Source organism: Corynebacterium jeikeium, from assembly GCF_028609885.1.
Lineage (GTDB): Bacteria > Actinomycetota > Actinomycetes > Mycobacteriales > Mycobacteriaceae > Corynebacterium > Corynebacterium jeikeium.
In genome coordinates, this window is the sequence record NZ_CP063195.1 from 744,147 (window position 1) to 761,424 (window position 17,278).

The following is a 17,278-nucleotide window of genomic DNA, read 5'->3' on the forward strand; positions in this document are numbered from 1 at the left end:
CTAGTTGCTCTCGGTTTGGTCGGCGGGGGAGACGATCTGGATGCCGTCGCCGGATGCGGAGGCGGCGACCACGGTGCCGTCGTCAAGCGTAATGATGCTCTGGGCATCTGCGACGGTGGCGAAATGCTTGCGCTTCACCGGAATGCCCTGGGAGATGTCGTAGCCGGTGGCGGTGTTGCTGGCCAGCGAGCTGACCCAGGCGAGGCGCTGCGCGGGGTCCCACGCGGCATCCCAGGGTCCTTCCGGCACGGGCGCGGACTGCTGGAGGCGGATGATGTCGTCGGTGGTGTAGACGTGGAGCTGACTACCGGTGGAATCCGCGGCCAGCACCAGGCCGTGCTCGCCGCCGCGCACCTTGCCCACGCCCAGGCCGACGCGCAGGGTGCCGCCTTGGCGCGCGCCGTTCCAGTCGATGTCCTGGATGGTGGTGTCGAAGCGGTTGGTGCGCACCACCGAGTCGCGCTGGCCGTCCACCTGCACCGCCTGCAACTGGTCGGTTTCGCGTGCGACGTCGATGGTGTCTTTGAGCTCGCCGCCGTCGAAGACCCAGATCTTGCGCTCCGAGTCGCTGCCTGCGAGCACCTCGCCTGTCGACGCCACCGTGGCCGCCGTGACCGGCTTATCCGTGGCGATAGTCTCCTCCCGGTCTCCGAAGAGCTTGATCTCGCCTGCGCAGGCGAGCGCGAAGGTGCCGGCGTTGGCGGAAGCCTCGCCGCAGGATTGGTCCAGCTCGTGGCGGGCGGCCTTGCCCTGCTGAATCTCCTCGAGGGTGCCGATAGTCAGCGCGCTTGAAGTGCGAACGCCGATGCGGCCGTTCGTTTCGTCCACATCGCTCACCGGCTCGAAGTCGACCAGGTCGCCCGCCGGGTCCGACGACTGCGGGGACTGCACCGGCTCAGCGCTGCCCATGTTCGCAGCTGCCTCTCCGCCGGCTTCCTCGATCTTGGCAGAGGGAGACGCGCCGCAGGCGCTCAACGCCAGGGCAGCCGCGACTGCACCGGAAACTGCGACAAAGCGGAGGCGGGAACTGGGGGCAAACAAACGAGCATTCACAAGGTTAAAGCCTAGCAACGCGCCCGTCGCGTACCGCGATGGCTAAGCGGGCGGGGTAGTGTCTTTCGCCATGACTGATCCCGCCACCACAATGTCCTGGGTCCAGGTGATCGTCCTGTCTGTTGTCCAGGGCCTCACCGAGTTTCTGCCAGTGTCTTCCTCGGGCCACCTGCGCATCGTCTCCCAACTGTTTTGGGGCGAAGACGCCGGCGCCAGCTTCACCGCCGTGATCCAGCTGGGAACGGAGCTTGCCGTGCTGGTCTTCTTTGCCAAAGACATCTGGCGCATTCTCACCGCCTGGTTCGCCGGCCTCGCGGACAAATCCAAGCGGAACTTCGACTACCGCATGGGCTGGATGGTCATCGCCGGCACCATCCCGGTCGGTCTTGCAGGCGTGCTGCTCAAGGACTTAATCCGCGAGAACTTCCGCAACCTCTGGATCACCGCCACCGTGCTAATCCTGTTCTCGCTGGTGTTCATCCTGGCCGAGCGCCGCGGCAAGAAGACCCGCGGCTTCGAGGAACTGACCATGAAGGACGCGGTTCTGATGGGCCTGTGGCAGTGCCTGGCGCTCATCCCCGGTGTGTCGCGCTCCGGCGGCACCATTTCCGGCGGTCTGTTCCTCAACCTCGACCGCGAGGTTGCCACCCGTTTCTCCTTCCTGCTAGCCATTCCGGCAGTGCTGGCCTCCGGGCTGTTCTCCCTGCCTGATGCTTTCGACCCCCAGGCGGGCCAGGCGGCGAGCGGTTTGCAGCTGCTCGTCGGCTCCGGCATCGGCTTTGTGGTCGGCTACATCTCCATTGCGTGGCTGCTGAAGTTCGTGTCCAACCACTCGTTCGCGTGGTTCGCCGCCTACCGCATTCCGCTGGGCCTTTTGGTCATGGCGCTGCTCGGCACTGGCGTGATGGCCGCCTAGTTGTAGGGTTGTCCGCATGCATGCATGGCCCGACCCGTCCGTACCCGTAGTCGCCGGCACCCCGGTGCCGCTGAAGCTCTTCGACACCGCCGATCAGCGCGTCAAAGAAGTAGACACCACCCCGGATGCGAACGGGGAGGTGGGGATGTACGTCTGCGGCATTACCCCGTACGACTCCACCCACCTCGGCCACGCCGCGACCTACCTCACCTTCGACCTGGCGCAGCGCCAGCTGCTCGCCAACGGCCACAAGGTCCACTACGCGCAGAACATCACCGACGTGGACGACCCGCTGTTCGAGCGCGCCGAGCGCGACGGCGTGGACTGGCGCGAACTCGGCACCAGCCAGATCAACCTGTTCCGCAGCGACATGGAGATCCTGTCCGTGATCCCGCCGCGCGACTACATCGGCGCGATGGAGTCAGTCGACGAGGTGATCGCGATGGTGCAGCAGCTTCTCGACGCCGGCGCCGCCTACGAGCTCGACCAGGGCGACATTTACGCCTCCATCGACGCCACCGAGCAGTTCGGCTACGAGTCCAACCTGGACCGCGCCACCATGGAGGAGTACTTCGCGGAACGTGGCGGCGACCCGGATCGAGAGGGCAAGCGCGATCCGCTGGACGCGCTGATCTGGCGCGGCCACCGCGAGGGCGAGCCCGCCTGGGACTCACCGTTCGGCCCGGGCCGTCCGGGCTGGCACGTCGAGTGCTCCGCGATTGCCACCAACCGCCTGGGCAGCCACTTCGCCATCCAGGGCGGCGGGTCTGACCTGGCGTTTCCGCACCACGAGTTCTCCGCGGCCCACGCTGAGGCCGCGCTAAAGGTCGAGCGCATGGCCGGGCACTACGTCCACGCCGGCATGATCGCCCTCGACGGTGTGAAGATGTCCAAGTCCCTGGGCAACCTCGTGTTCGTGCACAAGCTCTCGGAGGCAGGCCACGACCCGTCGGCGATCCGCCTGGCTGTTTTTGCGGGCCACTACCGCGAGGACCGGGACTTCTCCGACGCGATCCTGGCCGAGGCCGAGGAGCGCCTTACGCGTTGGCGCGAGCAGCTCGCCGGCGAGGTTTCTGAGGCGGAGGCGACGGAAGTCGTCGATAAGCTTCGCGCGATTCTTGCGGACGATCTGAACACCCCGGAGGCACTTTCGCTTCTCGACGGCGCAGCCGGCGACTGCAACCAGATCATCGCCACCGCCCTCGACGGGCTGCTCGGGGTGCGCATTTAGCGCGCCTCACGCACAATGGGCCCATGAGCGCAGCTGCGGACAACTCGATTCGGGCCCAGTTTCAGCCCGAGGTAGACGAATTCATCGACGACCTGAACACCTTCGCCACCGGTTCCTACCTGCAGGACGAGGACAAGGACCTGTGGGAAGAGCCTTTCGACCCGGCGGTGCTGCCGGATTTGAAGAAGCGGCTTGAGATGTTCCTTGACGCCCTCGATCTGCTTGGCGACGACCCTGAGGGCGACGCGCTGGTGAAGGTCGTGGCGCCGTTCTACGAGAACCTCGAGGAGTTCAACGAAAAGCACGCCAACGCGGTGCTTGAACCGGAGGAGAAGGCCGACATCGAGACCTTGGTGTTCCGTGCGGCGGCCGCCACCGGCGCCACGGACGAGGCTCTCAACGAGCTTCCGGAACTTGAGTAGGCCGAAGGCCGTCCTCTGGGACATGGACGGCACCCTCATCGACACCGAACCGCTGTGGGGTAAGGCCACCTTCGAGCTCGGCGAGCTGCTAGGCCGCCCGCTCACCCCGGAGGTGCGCGCTAGAACCATCGGCGGCAGCTTCCCCAACACCTTGAGCGTGGTGGCCGAGTGGGCGGGCTACGAGCTTAAAGACGGCGACCTGGAGCGTTACCGCACCTGGATGTTCGACGGGTTAAGGGTCAAAATGTGTGTCTGGCTCGGCGTGTCGCGGGGGTTAGATTTGGCCTTTTTGAATGCCGATTGAGTGGGTGTAGTCGGTGTCGATAGCGTTGTCGTAGAGGGCTGGGCGTCCTGTTTCGTGGTCGGCTTGGTTCTCGGTTTGGGTCAGGGTGGATACTTTGGCGAGTTGGCCCTGGCCCCAGTCGGACTGCCTGGCGATTCGTACTGGATCGTCAGGCAGTTCCGTTTTTAAGTAGAGCCACCAATCCAGCATGCGGCGTTGTCGTTCGCCTGATCTGCCGCGGTGGGTTCTGGCGAGCAGTTTGAGCTGGGCGTTGATGCCGCCTTCTAAGCTGTTGGTGGTGGATTTGATCCGCTCGGGCGCAAGGACTCCTGCTGGCGGGTTGAGGTAGACAAACAGCATCTCGGACCGCCAAAGATGGTTGAGGCTGTTGTAGGCCTTGCGCACGTTGTGGTGGGTCCACACGCGGGTCCATGCACCTGTTTTGGGGTCTTTGATCATGGTTTTCTCGTTCATCCATTCCCGGTAGATCGTTGAAAACTCGTGCAGTTGCACACCCCACGCGGCGGCTTCATCCAGTGTGGTGATCCGGGTCAGTTTCAGCGCAAGTCGGTAGATGGTGCGCCCGGCATCGGTGCGTGGGTTGGTGGTGGTGTAGCGGCGGACCACGCGTTGGGCGTGGACGAGGCAGCGTTGAATTTTCGTAGTCGGCCAGCACTTTTTGATTGCGCTGTATGCGCCTTGGCCGCCGTCGATGACGGCGATGAGTGGGGCTTCGATGCGTTCAAGCAGCAGTTGGTAGTCGCGGGTGGTTTCGTGTTTGCACCAGTGCCAGGCGATCACGTGGTCGATGGTCGCCGCGACGATCAGGCAGCCACCGGCGGTGTAGGTGCCATCGAGAAATACCTGGTCGTAGATCCGCTTGTGGTGGCCGGCGGTGGGGTCAGGCACATCAACGAGCCAGCACCACTTGAAGCGCCGCTTCATGGTGGCGCGGCTAACACCGTTTCGTTTGGCTAGGTCGTCGAGTGATATTGCGGTGGTGCAATGCTCGATGAACTGGGTGAACACTGCCGCGTTGGTGATGTCGTTTCGACGTTTGACGCTGGAGGCGCCGCATTGTTTGCAGCGCCATCTGGTGGTGCCTTTGCTGGTGGTGCCGTTGCGTTTCATTTCACCGCCGCAGTGGCAGCGTGGTTGGTTCTTCGACATTGCGACACCACACCACGCCGCGCATAGCACATCACGGCTGCCACACCGAGGATTTCCCGTCGGGGGCTAGATATATGCTTCCGGAGCATATACTTTCCGGAAACCTACAGGTCAATCCGTGAAAATCCGCGATTCCGGACACACTTTTTGACCCTTAACCCAGAAAAGTGTGTCTTTTCCGGGCGTGTTGCGGTTATTTGATCCAGCCTTTTTGGATGCCGAGGTTGTGTTGGTAGCTGGTGTCGATGGCGGTGTCGTATTCTGCTGGTGCACCGATGTCATTGGTAGTGGCTGTGGTGTTGTGGGTGATCAGGTCTGTTGCTGTGGAAAGTGCGTCTTGACCCCATCGTTGGTCCCTGGCGATCTTGACCGGATCGTCAGGGACTTCTGTATGTAGATACAGCCACCAATCCATCACTGTGCGTTGATGCGGTAGTGATAGTCCGCGGTGTCTGCGGGCTAGTTCTTTTATGGGGGCGTTGATGCCACCTTCGAGGCTGTTTGTTGTTGCTGCAAGGTTGTCGGGGTCGATGGTTGTTGGTGGGGGTTGCAGGTAGGTAAACAGCAGGTCTCTGCGGTGCAGAGATAGCAATGATTGATAGGCCGCTCGGACGCGTTGGTGGGTGTAGACCTTGGTGTAGGCGCCGGTAGCAGGGTCTTTGATGGTGGTTTTCTCGTTCATCCATTCCCGGTAGGTGTGGTCGAATTCGTGCAGGTGGGCGACCCATGTGGATGCTTGGTCAAGGTCGGTGATGCGAGTGAGTTTCAGGGCTAGGCGGTAGAGGGTTTTGCCGGCATCGGTGCGGGGGTTGCTGGTGGTGTGGCGGCGGACTGTTCGTTGGGCGTGGACGAGGCAGCGTTGGATGCGTGTTGTTGGCCAGCAGTGGTGGATGGCTGATTGGGCACCTTGTCCGCCGTCTGTGACTGCGATTAGTGGTGCGGCAATGGGGCGTAGGAGTTCGGTGTAGGCGGCGGTGGTTTCGTGTCTGGCCCAGGTCCAGTTGATGACGTGGGTTTTACTGGCTGCGATCAGGAGGCATCCGGACTTTAGATAGGTCGCGTCGAGGAAGATTTGGTCATGGATGCGGAATGAGTCGATGGTGGGTGTGGGGATGATCCACCAGCACCATCGGAATCGGTGGTGCATGGTTTGCCTGGTTACGCCATGGTGTGCGGCGAAGGTGGTTAGAGATTGGGTGCCGGTGGCCCATTGGATGAACAAAGCCATGGTGGCGGTATTTTTGTTGTGGGTTTGGGTGTTGCGGGTAAAGGAGTGTCCGCAGTGGGTGCAGCGCCAACGGGTGGTTGATTTGCTGGTGGTGCCGTTTTTCTTTGTGTTGTTGCCGCATAGTGGGCAGCTGGGGCGGTTGGTGGTCATCCTTTAATCCAACCGGTGTGCGGTTAGCACAAATGTGGCCGGAGGTGCGGGATGGTGTGGGTAATAGCTTTCGGGGAGCTATTCTTTGGTGATTTGTGGTGTGTGGTCTGGGGTTATGGTGGCATGCGGACACACTTTTCTTTACTTAACCCTTTTATGACGCCCCTTTGGCCAGTTGCCGCGGCGACTGCAGCGAAACGCCAGGCGCCCCACCCCGACCGTTGGCTTTCACCTTGAACGGGTTAGAATGTTGGGCACAATAGCTGGAAAGCGAAACCTGCATTTCCTGCACGAACACCTCGACCAAGGAGACACGCCAACCATGGCAAGCACCATTGATTCCGTCGTCAACCTAGCCAAGCGCAGGGGGCTGGTGTATCCCTGCGGCGAGATCTACGGTGGCACCCGCTCTGCCTGGGATTACGGCCCGCTGGGTGTGGAGTTGAAGGAGAACATCAAGCGCCAGTGGTGGCGCCACATGGTTACTTCCCGCCGCGATGTTGTGGGCCTGGATTCTTCCGTGATTCTGCCGAAGCGCGTGTGGGAGGTCTCCGGCCACGTTGAGGTGTTCACTGACCCGCTGGTTGAGTCCCTGCACACCCACAAGCGTTACCGCGCGGACCACCTGCTGGAGGCTTATGAGGAGAAGCACGGCCACCCGCCGGCAAATGGTCTGGCCGACATCAACGATCCGGAGACCGGCCAGCCCGGCGCTTGGACCGAGCCGAAGGCTTTCTCTGGTCTGCTGAAGACCTTCCTGGGGCCCGTTGACGATAAGGAAGGCCTGCACTACCTGCGCCCGGAGACTGCGCAGGGTATCTTCACGAACTTCAAGAACGTGATGACCACCTCCCGTCAGAAGCCGCCGTTCGGTATCGCGCAGGTTGGTAAGTCTTTCCGTAACGAGATCACCCCGGGCAACTTCATCTTCCGCACCCGCGAGTTCGAGCAGATGGAGATGGAGTTCTTCGTCAAGCCGGGCGAGGACGAAGAGTGGCACCAGTACTGGATCGATGACCGCCACCAGTGGTACATCGACCTGGGTATCAAGCCCGAGAACCTGCGTCTTTACGAACACCCGAAGGAGAAGCTGTCCCACTACTCCAAGCGCACCGTGGATGTGGAGTACGCCTTCCACTTCAACGGCTCCAAGTGGGGCGAGCTCGAGGGCGTAGCCAACCGCACCGATTACGACCTGCGCGTCCACTCCGAGGGCTCGGGCGAGGACTTGAGCTTCTACGACCAGACCACGGAGGAGCGTTGGATCCCTTACACCATCGAGCCCGCCGCCGGCCTTGGCCGTGCGATGATGGCCTTCCTTGTTGACGCCTACACGGAAGAAGAAGTACCGAATGCGAAGGGTGGCACGGATACCCGCACGGTGCTGAAGCTGGACCGTCGTCTAGCTCCCGTCAAGATCGCCGTTCTGCCTCTGTCCAAGAAGGAAACGCTGACTCCGACCGCGGAGAAGATCGCCGGCCAGCTGCGTGGCTTCTGGAACGTGGATTACGACACCTCCGGCGCTATCGGTCGCCGCTACCGTCGCCAGGACGAAATCGGCACGCCATTCTGCGTGACCGTCGACTTCGACACTCTCGAGGACAATGCCGTGACCGTCCGCGAGCGCGACACCATGGAGCAGGAGCGCATCAAGATCGAGGATCTGCAGAGCTACTTCGCTGAACGACTGGCGGGCTGCTAAGCATGTCGGCTGACATTCGCTGGGGCCTGCCGAGTGACGGGCACACGTTCCCCATCTACGAAGGCCCCAGCAATGACCTCGTGAAGGTGGCGGAGTTCGCCGACGAGCGCGGCGTCACCAACATCCGCTTCGGTGGTGACACGTGGCAGTTGCACAACCCCGACGACGGTGACGCTTCCGGCAGCGCTGTGGACAGTTCTGCAGGCGCTGAGTCGCGAGGCGGTGGCGTCACAAAGAATGGCTGCACCGCTTCGGCGACGACCCAGACGGGCACCTGGACGGTGACCGGCAACGGCAAGAGCTTCGGAAAGTCGGATCGCTACGAGGTGCAGGCCGACCGGCACCACGTGACGATCATTGCGGAGACGAAGAAGAACTTCGTGCTGGATATCGACGGCGAGAAGGTAGGGCAGTTCACCAGCGAGAACCGTGGCTTGCGGAACCTGCACGTGGAGTTCGAAGGGGCGGGCGAGAAGCTGCCGATCGATGTGCGTGTGTTTATTTCCTGGGCGGCGCGACTGTGCATGGAGACGCGGATGATCAGTTCTTCGTGGGCGATCACTATTGCGCTGTTGCTGTGCATTCCGATCGTGGTGCTCTACTGGATTGGGTTTATCTAGAAACCTGATTGGGTTTGGTTTTTTCGGGGGGGTGTTCCTATATAGGTTGTCAACCTAGCGGGTGGAGAAATTGGGGGCGGATTCTCTCTGCGGGGTTGTTTGGTCGTGTTGTTTTCGGGCATGGCTGCTAGCCGACTGGGATTTTACCCGGTCGGCTATCTTTACTCTTAGTGTCTAGGCTGCTAGGTCTTCCTGTGATGGTGCGGGATCGTGGTAGTGCTTGTGGTTGCGCATCATGGCGTAGAGGACGTTGAGTCGTCTGCGGGCTAGTGCTACTACTGCGGCGTTGTGTCTTTTGCCTTCACGGCGCTTTCGTTCATAGAATTGCCGGGAACGCTCGTGGAATCTGATGGATGCAAAAGATGATTGCCATAGGGCGTTCTTTAATTTTTTATTGCCGGCTCGGTTCAGTGAGTTCGACATGATCGAGGTCCCGGACTGGTTTGTCCGAGGTGATAAGCCAGCGTAAGAGGCTAGGTGCCCAGCTGTCGGGAAGTCGGTCATGTCGCCCGCGGTCATGAGAATTTGTGCTGCCGTCTTTGGTCCGATTCCTGGCATGGATAGCAGGATTTGAGTGTGGGGGATGTCGTTGATGAGCTCGATGACTTCCTGCTCGATTTGTGTGCGGTGCTCGAGCTTTAAAAGCGCGTCCTTCGCCGACATTGCTACGCCCATTTCGGCATAGTGTGCACCAGCAATGGCAACTGTTTGCTCAGAGATGGCAGCGAAAATGGCATCGAGGACAGGTTCAGGATTGCGTGCCTTATAGCGTCGAGCGAAGGCAGTTGCCTTGGCCTTTCCGAGGCGTTTTATCTTGGTCGGTCCGCCGTAGCGTGCAAGTAGGTGCAGAACCCACTTGCGGTGAATTATCTGACCGCGAAGGGCCTGTTCGAATTGCGGGTAGCAGCCTACTAGTGCACTTCGAATCTGATTGATGAGCCTGGTGTAGGAGCGCGCTAAATCTTCGTCGATACCGTTGAGGACCTTCAACTGGAGGAAGGCTTCTTCGACGCGGTCGACGCTGCGGAGGGATTCCGGAAGGTTCTTTGCAGCGTGGGCGATGATATAGGCGTCCCGGATATCAGTTTTGGCATTGCCAGCGTGGATGCGCGAGAGTTGACGCATAGCCAAACCGGGAAGGTAGCGCACGTCGATCCCGAGTTCTTGAGCAACCGCGACAGTTAGTCGACCAATGTTATTGGGCTGGTCCACGACGACAAGGACCTTGTGGTCGTGTGCGCTGAACGCTGAAAACAGTGCGCGCAGGGATTTTTCGTTTTGGTTGATGCGCTTAGATAGCACCTGGGTGCCGTCGATATCTAAGACGCAAGCGTGGTGAAAGTATTTACCGACGTCCATGCCGATGACATAGTCGTAGGTCATGCCAGACCTCCTAGCGAATTGAATGAGTATGGGACTTATTTCATCGCTGGTGGTCGGACATACTTCACGCTGGCATCCACATTACTTTGAGACCTCGCACATTCTGTGCGGGTCAGGTTCCTATTAGCAGTCTGGAGTATGCCACTGCCTTCGGCGGCATCACCCCCCGGATCATTTTCAGACAGGGACGAAAACAAGCCATACCGAAGCCAGCGACTAGTTCCACTGCCCCAAGGCAGAAGGAACGCAGACAAACATAACCTGCCCCAGCATGGGGCTAGGAGTACGAATCCTGAGTTCCTTCAAGCGGAACTGCCAACAACGTAATGGGATTGGGGTATCTCAAAGCTGCATGTCGAGGGTTAATCCAACCTACGTAGGTAGCAAGAGTTCAACCTTCGTTAACTTTCTGTTCAACATTAAAACTCGTTCTTTTTACCTCCATCGGACAAGGTGGCTCTGTCTGACATCTTGACGCTTTGGAGGAATCTTGTCGACGACAACCGAAACGGCCGCGCCATCGTCGGCCGCGGGCATCACCCCTGTGCCCGAAAATGAGAATAATACGTGGTGGCACCTGTTTTTCGGCGGTCTTATGGCCGTCACCTTGGTGACATTCAGTCTGTGGGCTCACGACTACGTTGGTGAAAACGCCAGCTTGATTGTTCTGCTGACCACCATCATTTTCGCCGTGTTCATGGCGTTCAACATCGGTGGTAACGACGTTGCGAACTCCTTCGGTACCTCCGTGGGCGCCGGCACGCTGAGTCTGAAGCAGGCTCTGGTTGTAGCCGCTATCTTCGAGGTTTCCGGTGCCGTGCTGGCTGGTGGCGAGGTTACGGATACGGTCCGTTCCGGCATCGTTGACCTGGGTGCTATCGACAACCTCGAGCCGATGAACTTTGCCTACATCATGATGGCCTCCCTGCTGGGTGCGGCCGTGTGGCTGCTGGTGGCGACCCGCATGGGCTGGCCGGTGTCCACCACGCACTCCATCGTGGGCGGCATCGTTGGTGCGGCTTTGACCGTCGGCTTCATCACCGGCACTGGCGGCTGGTCCATGGTCCAGTGGGGCGAGGTTGGCAAGATCGCCATTTCTTGGGTTCTGTCTCCGGCACTGGGCGGCATCGTTGCATACCTTCTTTATGGCGCGATTAAGCGTGGCATCTTGGTCTACAACGAGCTGGCGGACCAGCGCCTCGATGAGATCAAGAAGGAAAAGAAGGAGCTGAACATTCAGCACAAGATCGCCTTCGGTCAGCTCAGCGAGGAAGAGCAGCTGGCTCTGACCGATGCGATGATTCGTGACTCGACAACGATGCGCGAGCACGACTTCACTGAGGAGGACCTGGAGTCCGATTACTACAAGAAGCTGCACCGCATCAATAAGTCCATTGAGGACGTTGAGGCGCACCACGCTCTGGATACCTGGGTGCCGATGCTGGCCGCAGTTGGTTCCATCATCATCTCCGCGATGCTGCTGTTCAAGGGTCTGAAGAACATGAACCTGGAGCTGTCCAGCCTGGGCAACTTCCTGATCATGGGCATGGTGGCAGCCGTTGTTTGGATGGCTGTTTACATCTTCTCCCGCACCCTGAAGAAGCAGGCGCTAAACCGCTCGACCTTCCTGCTGTTCAGCTGGATGCAGGTGTTCACCGCATCTGCATTCGCATTCAGCCACGGCTCCAACGACATCGCTAACGCGCTTGGACCGTTCGTTGCAGTGCTGGATGTGTTGAAGACGAACTCCATCTCTGAGGAGTCCGCTGTGGCTCTGCCGGTCATGGTTGCCATGGGTGTTGCCTTGATTGCTGGCCTGTGGTTCATTGGCCGCTTCGTTATCCGCACCGTTGGTTCCGGCCTGACCAAGATGCACCCGGCCTCTGGCTTTGCTGCAGAGCTGTCTGCAGCTGCCGTGGTTATGGGCGCATCCGTGCTGGGTCTGCCGGTTTCCTCCACCCACATTCTGATTGGTGCTGTTCTGGGCGTTGGCCTGGTTAATAAGGATGCCAATTGGGGTCTGATGAAGCCCATCGCCCTGGCTTGGGTTATCACTCTGCCGGCTGCTGCGATCATCTCCAGTGGTACCGTCGCGGTTCTTCGCGTGATCTTCTAAAGCTAACTGCTTGCCGCTGGCTTACCTCGGCTGGCTGGCTTGCTACTGCAGGCTCGGCCTGGCTGAGGTTGCTAGCCCGGCCAGCTGACCTAAGGCGCTCGCCCCCCTCTGGGCGGGCGCTTTTTTACTGCCCGGAGAATGCGGGGGCGCCAGAATGTGGGGGCCTGCTCGAGTCGATCCGAGGTTTGGGGCCTCTGTCTTGGCGGGTCTGAAAGGGGCGAGGTCTTCTGGCTTGGCGGGTCTGAAGGGCTGAGATAGGCGTAAATGTCGTTAAAGTGGGAATCTGCAAAATTGAATCCGGATTCCAATTTCTCAGCAACTCGCTGACCTGCAGGTTTGCATATGTGGAAATAGTTGCCAATAACGTATTCCCACTTTAGCGACATTTAACGGAATTCAGGGTGGGGCTAAGCCCAGTATCCCAGCCAGAAGTGGGAGGAGACTCGGCTGGAAGCTGGAGAAGTCGCAGCTAGCCGACCGGCCCCGCCCCAGCTGTTAGTTGAAGGAGACGCAGCTAGAAGCTGGAGGAGCCGCTGCCGCCGAAGTCTCCACCGCCACCGAAGCCACCACCAAAGCCACCGCCACCAAAGCCGCCGCCGAAACCACCGTTGCCGCTCAGCAGCGAGCCCAGCACCATGCCCGTCACAAAGTTGCCGCCGCCACTACCGCCGAACCCGCCGTAGCCGCTGTTGCGACGGTTGAAGTCGTCGATATCCTTACGCGCCTGCGCGCTGGCCTGCTGCGCCAGCTGGCTAGCCCGCTGGGCTGCCCGCAGCGCCCGCTTCGGATCCTCCGTCCGCAGCTGCTCAGCTTCATCCAGAGCAGTCCGCGCGGCCTGAGCCGCCGTGCGCGTATCCACGCCGATGATCCGCCGACGGTTCTTAATCAGATCCTCCACAGCCTCCAACCGCTGTGAGGCATCCATGACCGTCCGATCCACCATGTTCACAGTCCGGGCAAAGTCGCTGGCCTTGCCGCGCGCCTCGTCGAGCTGAATGTCCAGTACACCGTCGGCTTCCAGCAGTTGGGAGTAACTGCCTAGCGGATCCGAAGAACCTTCAGCCCGCGCCTTCTCCAGCGCCTCGCGGGCCTGCTCTACGGCCTCGTACAAGCCCTTCCGGTCCAAGTCAGCGCCGGACCTATCCAACTGCCCGGCCTCCGCAATTTCCTCTTCCACCTCGGTGATCAGCGCGGGCAGGTTGGACTGCGCCGACCGCAAGTGCTCCTCCGCACGCTCCACGGCCAGCAGCTGCGAATCCGCCTGCTGCAGTGCCATGCGCGCGGCACCAAGTGCGTCGATCAGCCCGCCTTGCTGCCCGGCTGGCTTGTCCAGCAGTCCGCGTGCAGAGTCCAGCGCCTTTTCGGCCTCCGCCAGCTCGTCCTCGGCAACATCCGGGTTTTGGCGTACAGACTCCAGCAGCGCCGGGTCCACGCGAGTTTCGGCATCGCTGAGAATCTCCCGCGCATTCGGAATGCGGTTGTGCAGACTGATGCTGGTCTGGCGGAGCTTCTCCACCAGCTGGGGCGCATCCATCAGCTTCTGCCGTAGCTCGGCAAAGCGCGCGGCCTGCCCGTCCAGGTTGTCGTCTGCCTGCCCACAGGTAGACACGATTTCGATCAGCAGGTCGCGCTGTTCTGGCTCGGTGGTCACCAGCCCGGAGCGTAGCCGCTCGTTCATGCTGTAGGCCTTGTTCAGAGTCGTGCGGCTGTGCTGCAACGCCTTGGCTAGGTCGCGGGTGCGCTCCTCGCCGAACTCTCCGCGCGCGACGGCTAGCTCTTCATCGCCCTTGCGGATGGATTCGTCGGTACTGTGCAGTTCCTCATCCGCCAGCTCGCGCAGCACCTCAGTGGGCTGCTTGTACAGGTCGTCGATGTTGCCCGGGTCGATCTCGCGAGCGGTTTCTAGTTGCTGCGCGTGCGTCTTCTTCCTATTGCGGCGGGACCACGCAAAGGCACCGGCACCCGCGCCGACCACACCGACGGCTCCGGCGCCCATCCATACCTTTGATGCCGTGGAGGTCTTGCCCGCCAGCTTGTCCGCCGCGGCCTGCGCGCCCCCGGCCCAATCGTCGTCGGCGAAGTGCTCCCGTGCCGCGTCCTGCAGCTTCTCTGCCTCGCTAGTCTTTACCTTCGGCCCGGCGGCGTAGCCGATCTGCCGCGTTTCGGTGGCCACTGCCAGCACAATTACGTTATCGGTGCCGTCCTGTTCCCGCAGCTGCTCGGCCATCGTATTGATGCTGTCTGCCGCAGTCGGGACGAAGACGACGTAGAGCTTCTTGCCGGATTCTTTGGTTGCTTCTTTTAATGACGCCGAAATGTCCGCTTTTTCCTGTTCAGACAACACCCCGGACTCGTCAACGAGCTGGGACGTTAGCTGTACCTCGCTGGTGGCAGTGGCGGCTGGGGCCGAGGGGGCGTCAATAAGAAAAGAGCCAAATCCGAGGACGGCGCCGGCAGCTAGGATTGCCAGGAAGCGAGTGGTGGAAAAAGTCGGTTTCATACAGCCCACCTTAACGAAAAATACAGGGGAAACCGCGTATGGTTTTGCGCATGGCTAAAGCACGGCATCCGGTGAAGCGCGTGGTGAAGTATGTCCTCATCACGCTGTTAACCATCCTCTTGGTGGCTGCGGGTGTGTTTGGCGTGACGGCTTTCCAGGTGTGGCACTTTGCACGGGCGGACGACAGGCGCCCGGCCGACACGATCTTTGTGCTGGGGGCGGCGCAGTATGCAGGCAGCCCATCAAACTGGTTCGCATCTCGTCTGAATCACGCAGCGGAGCTGTACAAGCAAGGTGTGGCGCCGACGATCGTCACCGTGGGCGGAAAAGCAGAGGGCGACCAATACACCGAGGCGGCTGCGGGCAAGAAGTACCTGGTGGAGAACTTCGACATTCCAGATTCGGCGGTAGTGCCGGTGGAGGAAGGCGCGGATACGCTGAAATCCGCGGAGGCGTTCGCACAGGTGGCGAGCGAAAACGGTTGGCGGACTTCCGTGGTGGTGACGGATCCGGAGCACTCGCTGCGAGCTACCCGGATGGTGCGCGATCAGGGATTGGATGCGTGGGCGAGCCCCACCCGCCAGGGGCCTTCGGTGTTCACCCGAAAGTCGCAGGCCAACTCGATCCTGCACGAGACGTTGGGCATGCTGTATTACGAGGCAGTAGAGAAACGCCGGTAGTTGAGCGCCGTTAGAGAAGTGAGAAGAGGACATGCGTTACCCCTATAGTGATCACGACGAGCAGCGGCGGCTGCCGGATCGGCCGAAGACCCTGGGGCTGCCCGGGGCTGTGGTGGACGGGCGCGATAGCTTCGACCGAGACCGGGCGCGCGTGCTGCACTCTGCGGCGCTGCGGCGGCTGGCGGATAAGACGCAGGTCGTGGGGCCGGGATCGGGGGATACACCGCGTACCCGCCTGACACACTCGTTGGAGGTCGCGCAGATCGCCCGTGGGATCGGCAAGACGTTGGGTGCGGACCCGGACCTGACGGAGCTGGCGGGGCTGAGCCACGACATTGGCCATCCGCCGTATGGCCACAACGGGGAGCGTGCGCTGGATGAGGCTGCCGCCGACTGCGGAGGCTTCGAGGGCAACGCGCAGACGCTGCGCATTCTTTCGCGTTTGGAACCGAAGGTGCTGGGGGACAGCGCCGTCGGTGCTGGCACTGATGCAGGCGCCGTGCCCGTCTCCTACGGCCTGAACCTCACCCGCGCCAGCCTGGATGCAGCCTGCAAATACCCGTGGGGGCCGGTCGACGAGCACGGCAACAAGCGCGCCAAGTACTCCGCCTACGCCGAGGACGTGGAGACTCTCAAGTGGATCCGCGAGGGCGCGCCCGAGGGGCGGAAGTGCCTGGAGGCGCAGATCATGGACTGGTCCGATGACGTCGCGTACTCGGTGCACGACGTGGAAGACGGCATTCTTTCCGGGCGCATCGACTTCGGCGTGCTGTGGGATCTGGTGGAGCTAGCCGCGCTGGCGGAGAAGGGCGCCCGCGTGTTCGGTGGCACCCCGGAGGAGCTGCTGGAGGCTGCCGACCGCCTGCGTGCCATGACGTTGGTTTCCCGCGCAGCTGATTTCGGCGGTTCGATGCAAGACCTCGCAGCACTGAAGGCGATGACCTCGGAGTTGGTTTCCCGCTTCGTCACCGCCGCCGTCACGGGCACCCGCCAGCAGTTCGGCGAGGAGGCACTTGGTCGCTACGCCGCCGATCTGGTGATCCCCGAGCCCGTGCAGGCGGAGGTTACGCTGCTGAAGTCCGTCGCGGTCCTGTACGTCATGGACGAGGCCCAGCATCTGGCCAACCAGCAGCGCCAGCGCGAGCGCATCTTCCGCGTCACGGACTACTTGTGGCGCGGCGGCTCGGGCGCGCTGGACCCGATGTTTTCTTCGTGGTTTGACGCCGCCGCCTCCGACCGCGAAGCACGCCGCGTAGTCATCGACCAGGTGGCTTCGCTGACGGAATCCCGGTTGGAGCGGCTGGACAAGCGCGCCAGCGGAATCAGCGCCGCCTGGGCCTAAGCGGCCTAGTCCTCCGCGTCGGGGATAGAGCAGAAGCTCTCGAAGTGGTCGGACGTGTAGTACCACACATCCGGGTCGGTTTCAGTGCCGCCACCGACGACGATGCGGCGCTCGCCCCGGTGGTTAAGCCCCGGGGTCTTCACGGTGTATTCGCGGTAGTAGTCGCCCTTCTCCTTCGGTAGTAGGCCTTCGTAGTTGCCGAAGTGCTTGCCGTCGGCATCTCCGTCGTCCGGCGGGGCTCCCTGCAGAATGTCGTCGATCTGCTTCTTTGCTTCCGGCGGGAGGGTGTCAACGGCGCAGGTGTCGGCGTCATTGCTAGAAACACCAGAAGCTGTACCGCCGTTTCCGTCGGCTCCATCGTCGCCTTGCAGGCCGAACCAACCGGCCGCGACGATCGCCGCGCCGACAACCGGCGTGGCGTACTTGGCCCACTTCTTGGGCACGAGGCTATTCGAAAGGCCCTGCGAACTTCCCTGAGACAT

Annotated in this window: 15 protein-coding genes; 9 read left to right on the top strand and 6 right to left on the bottom strand. The window is 61.3% G+C overall.

All coding sequences use genetic code 11. The features are described from left to right. Nucleotides 1-1,053 carry a YncE family protein gene (locus CJEIK_RS03240; protein WP_011273072.1) on the bottom strand — a complete coding sequence of 351 codons (1,053 nt, stop codon included), beginning with the start codon at nucleotides 1,051-1,053 and terminating at the stop codon, nucleotides 1-3. Between the two features lie 70 nt (nucleotides 1,054-1,123). Here CJEIK_RS03240 and CJEIK_RS03245 point away from each other — a divergent pair, with 70 nt between their 5' ends. The 4 genes from CJEIK_RS03245 to CJEIK_RS03260 are packed head-to-tail and all read left to right on the top strand — an operon-like array spanning nucleotide 1,124 to nucleotide 3,926. After that, the gene (locus CJEIK_RS03245) at nucleotides 1,124-1,969 is read left to right on the top strand and encodes an undecaprenyl-diphosphate phosphatase (RefSeq protein ID WP_005296312.1); all 846 of its coding nucleotides are present in this window, start codon (nucleotides 1,124-1,126) and stop codon (nucleotides 1,967-1,969) included. 16 nt (nucleotides 1,970-1,985) lie between these two features. Further along, nucleotides 1,986-3,200 carry a cysteine--1-D-myo-inosityl 2-amino-2-deoxy-alpha-D-glucopyranoside ligase gene (gene mshC / locus CJEIK_RS03250; RefSeq protein ID WP_005296309.1) on the top strand — a complete coding sequence of 405 codons (1,215 nt, stop codon included), beginning with the start codon at nucleotides 1,986-1,988 and terminating at the stop codon, nucleotides 3,198-3,200. Nucleotides 3,201-3,223: 23 nt separating this feature from the next. Further along, nucleotides 3,224-3,622 (top strand): hypothetical protein, encoded by a 399-nt coding sequence (locus CJEIK_RS03255; RefSeq protein ID WP_005296305.1) that lies wholly within the window; start codon nucleotides 3,224-3,226, stop codon nucleotides 3,620-3,622. Next, the gene (locus tag CJEIK_RS03260) at nucleotides 3,615-3,926 is read left to right on the top strand and encodes an HAD family hydrolase (RefSeq protein WP_225746010.1); all 312 of its coding nucleotides are present in this window, start codon (nucleotides 3,615-3,617) and stop codon (nucleotides 3,924-3,926) included. The genes CJEIK_RS03255 and CJEIK_RS03260 overlap by 8 nt, the downstream gene beginning before the upstream one ends. On the opposite strand, the gene CJEIK_RS03265 is transcribed toward CJEIK_RS03260, so the two are convergent. Continuing rightward, nucleotides 3,897-5,075, bottom strand: coding sequence for an IS256-like element IS1249 family transposase (locus CJEIK_RS03265; RefSeq protein WP_005323424.1), 1,179 nt, complete (start codon nucleotides 5,073-5,075; stop codon nucleotides 3,897-3,899). The genes CJEIK_RS03260 and CJEIK_RS03265 overlap by 30 nt on opposite strands. Before the next feature lie 193 nt (nucleotides 5,076-5,268). After that, nucleotides 5,269-6,453, bottom strand: coding sequence for an IS256-like element IS3503 family transposase (locus CJEIK_RS03270; RefSeq protein ID WP_011018353.1), 1,185 nt, complete (start codon nucleotides 6,451-6,453; stop codon nucleotides 5,269-5,271). A gap of 322 nt (nucleotides 6,454-6,775) precedes the next feature. On the opposite strand from CJEIK_RS03270, the gene CJEIK_RS03275 reads away from it, so the two are divergent. Both CJEIK_RS03275 and CJEIK_RS03280 read left to right on the top strand, forming a co-directional pair. Then, nucleotides 6,776-8,155 (top strand): glycine--tRNA ligase, encoded by a 1,380-nt coding sequence (locus tag CJEIK_RS03275; RefSeq protein ID WP_034965238.1) that lies wholly within the window; start codon nucleotides 6,776-6,778, stop codon nucleotides 8,153-8,155. A 2-nt stretch (nucleotides 8,156-8,157) separates the two neighbouring features. Next, nucleotides 8,158-8,775: a hypothetical protein gene (locus tag CJEIK_RS03280; protein ID WP_005296295.1), complete on the top strand. Its 618-nt coding sequence runs from the start codon at nucleotides 8,158-8,160 to the stop codon at nucleotides 8,773-8,775. Nucleotides 8,776-8,949: 174 nt separating this feature from the next. Here the strand turns inward: CJEIK_RS03280 and CJEIK_RS03285 are convergent, their stop codons facing one another. Further along, nucleotides 8,950-10,158, bottom strand: a complete 1,209-nt coding sequence (locus tag CJEIK_RS03285) for an IS110 family RNA-guided transposase (protein ID WP_005297392.1) — start codon at nucleotides 10,156-10,158, stop codon at nucleotides 8,950-8,952. A 535-nt stretch (nucleotides 10,159-10,693) separates the two neighbouring features. Here CJEIK_RS03285 and CJEIK_RS03290 point away from each other — a divergent pair. Further along, entirely contained in the window at nucleotides 10,694-12,274 is a 1,581-nt protein-coding gene (locus CJEIK_RS03290) for an inorganic phosphate transporter (RefSeq protein WP_049780542.1), read from the top strand. A 514-nt stretch (nucleotides 12,275-12,788) separates the two neighbouring features. Here CJEIK_RS03290 and CJEIK_RS03295 read toward each other — a convergent pair. Then, nucleotides 12,789-14,774: a TPM domain-containing protein gene (locus CJEIK_RS03295; RefSeq protein ID WP_005296290.1), complete on the bottom strand. Its 1,986-nt coding sequence runs from the start codon at nucleotides 14,772-14,774 to the stop codon at nucleotides 12,789-12,791. A 38-nt stretch (nucleotides 14,775-14,812) separates the two neighbouring features. On the opposite strand from CJEIK_RS03295, the gene CJEIK_RS03300 reads away from it, so the two are divergent. Both CJEIK_RS03300 and CJEIK_RS03305 read left to right on the top strand, forming a co-directional pair. Further along, the gene (locus CJEIK_RS03300) at nucleotides 14,813-15,454 is read left to right on the top strand and encodes a YdcF family protein (protein ID WP_005296288.1); all 642 of its coding nucleotides are present in this window, start codon (nucleotides 14,813-14,815) and stop codon (nucleotides 15,452-15,454) included. 31 nt (nucleotides 15,455-15,485) lie between these two features. Continuing rightward, nucleotides 15,486-16,796, top strand: coding sequence for a deoxyguanosinetriphosphate triphosphohydrolase (locus tag CJEIK_RS03305; RefSeq protein WP_005296286.1), 1,311 nt, complete (start codon nucleotides 15,486-15,488; stop codon nucleotides 16,794-16,796). Between the two features lie 5 nt (nucleotides 16,797-16,801). On the opposite strand, the gene CJEIK_RS03310 is transcribed toward CJEIK_RS03305, so the two are convergent. After that, nucleotides 16,802-17,278, bottom strand: a complete 477-nt coding sequence (locus CJEIK_RS03310; protein WP_005296284.1) for a guanyl-specific ribonuclease — start codon at nucleotides 17,276-17,278, stop codon at nucleotides 16,802-16,804.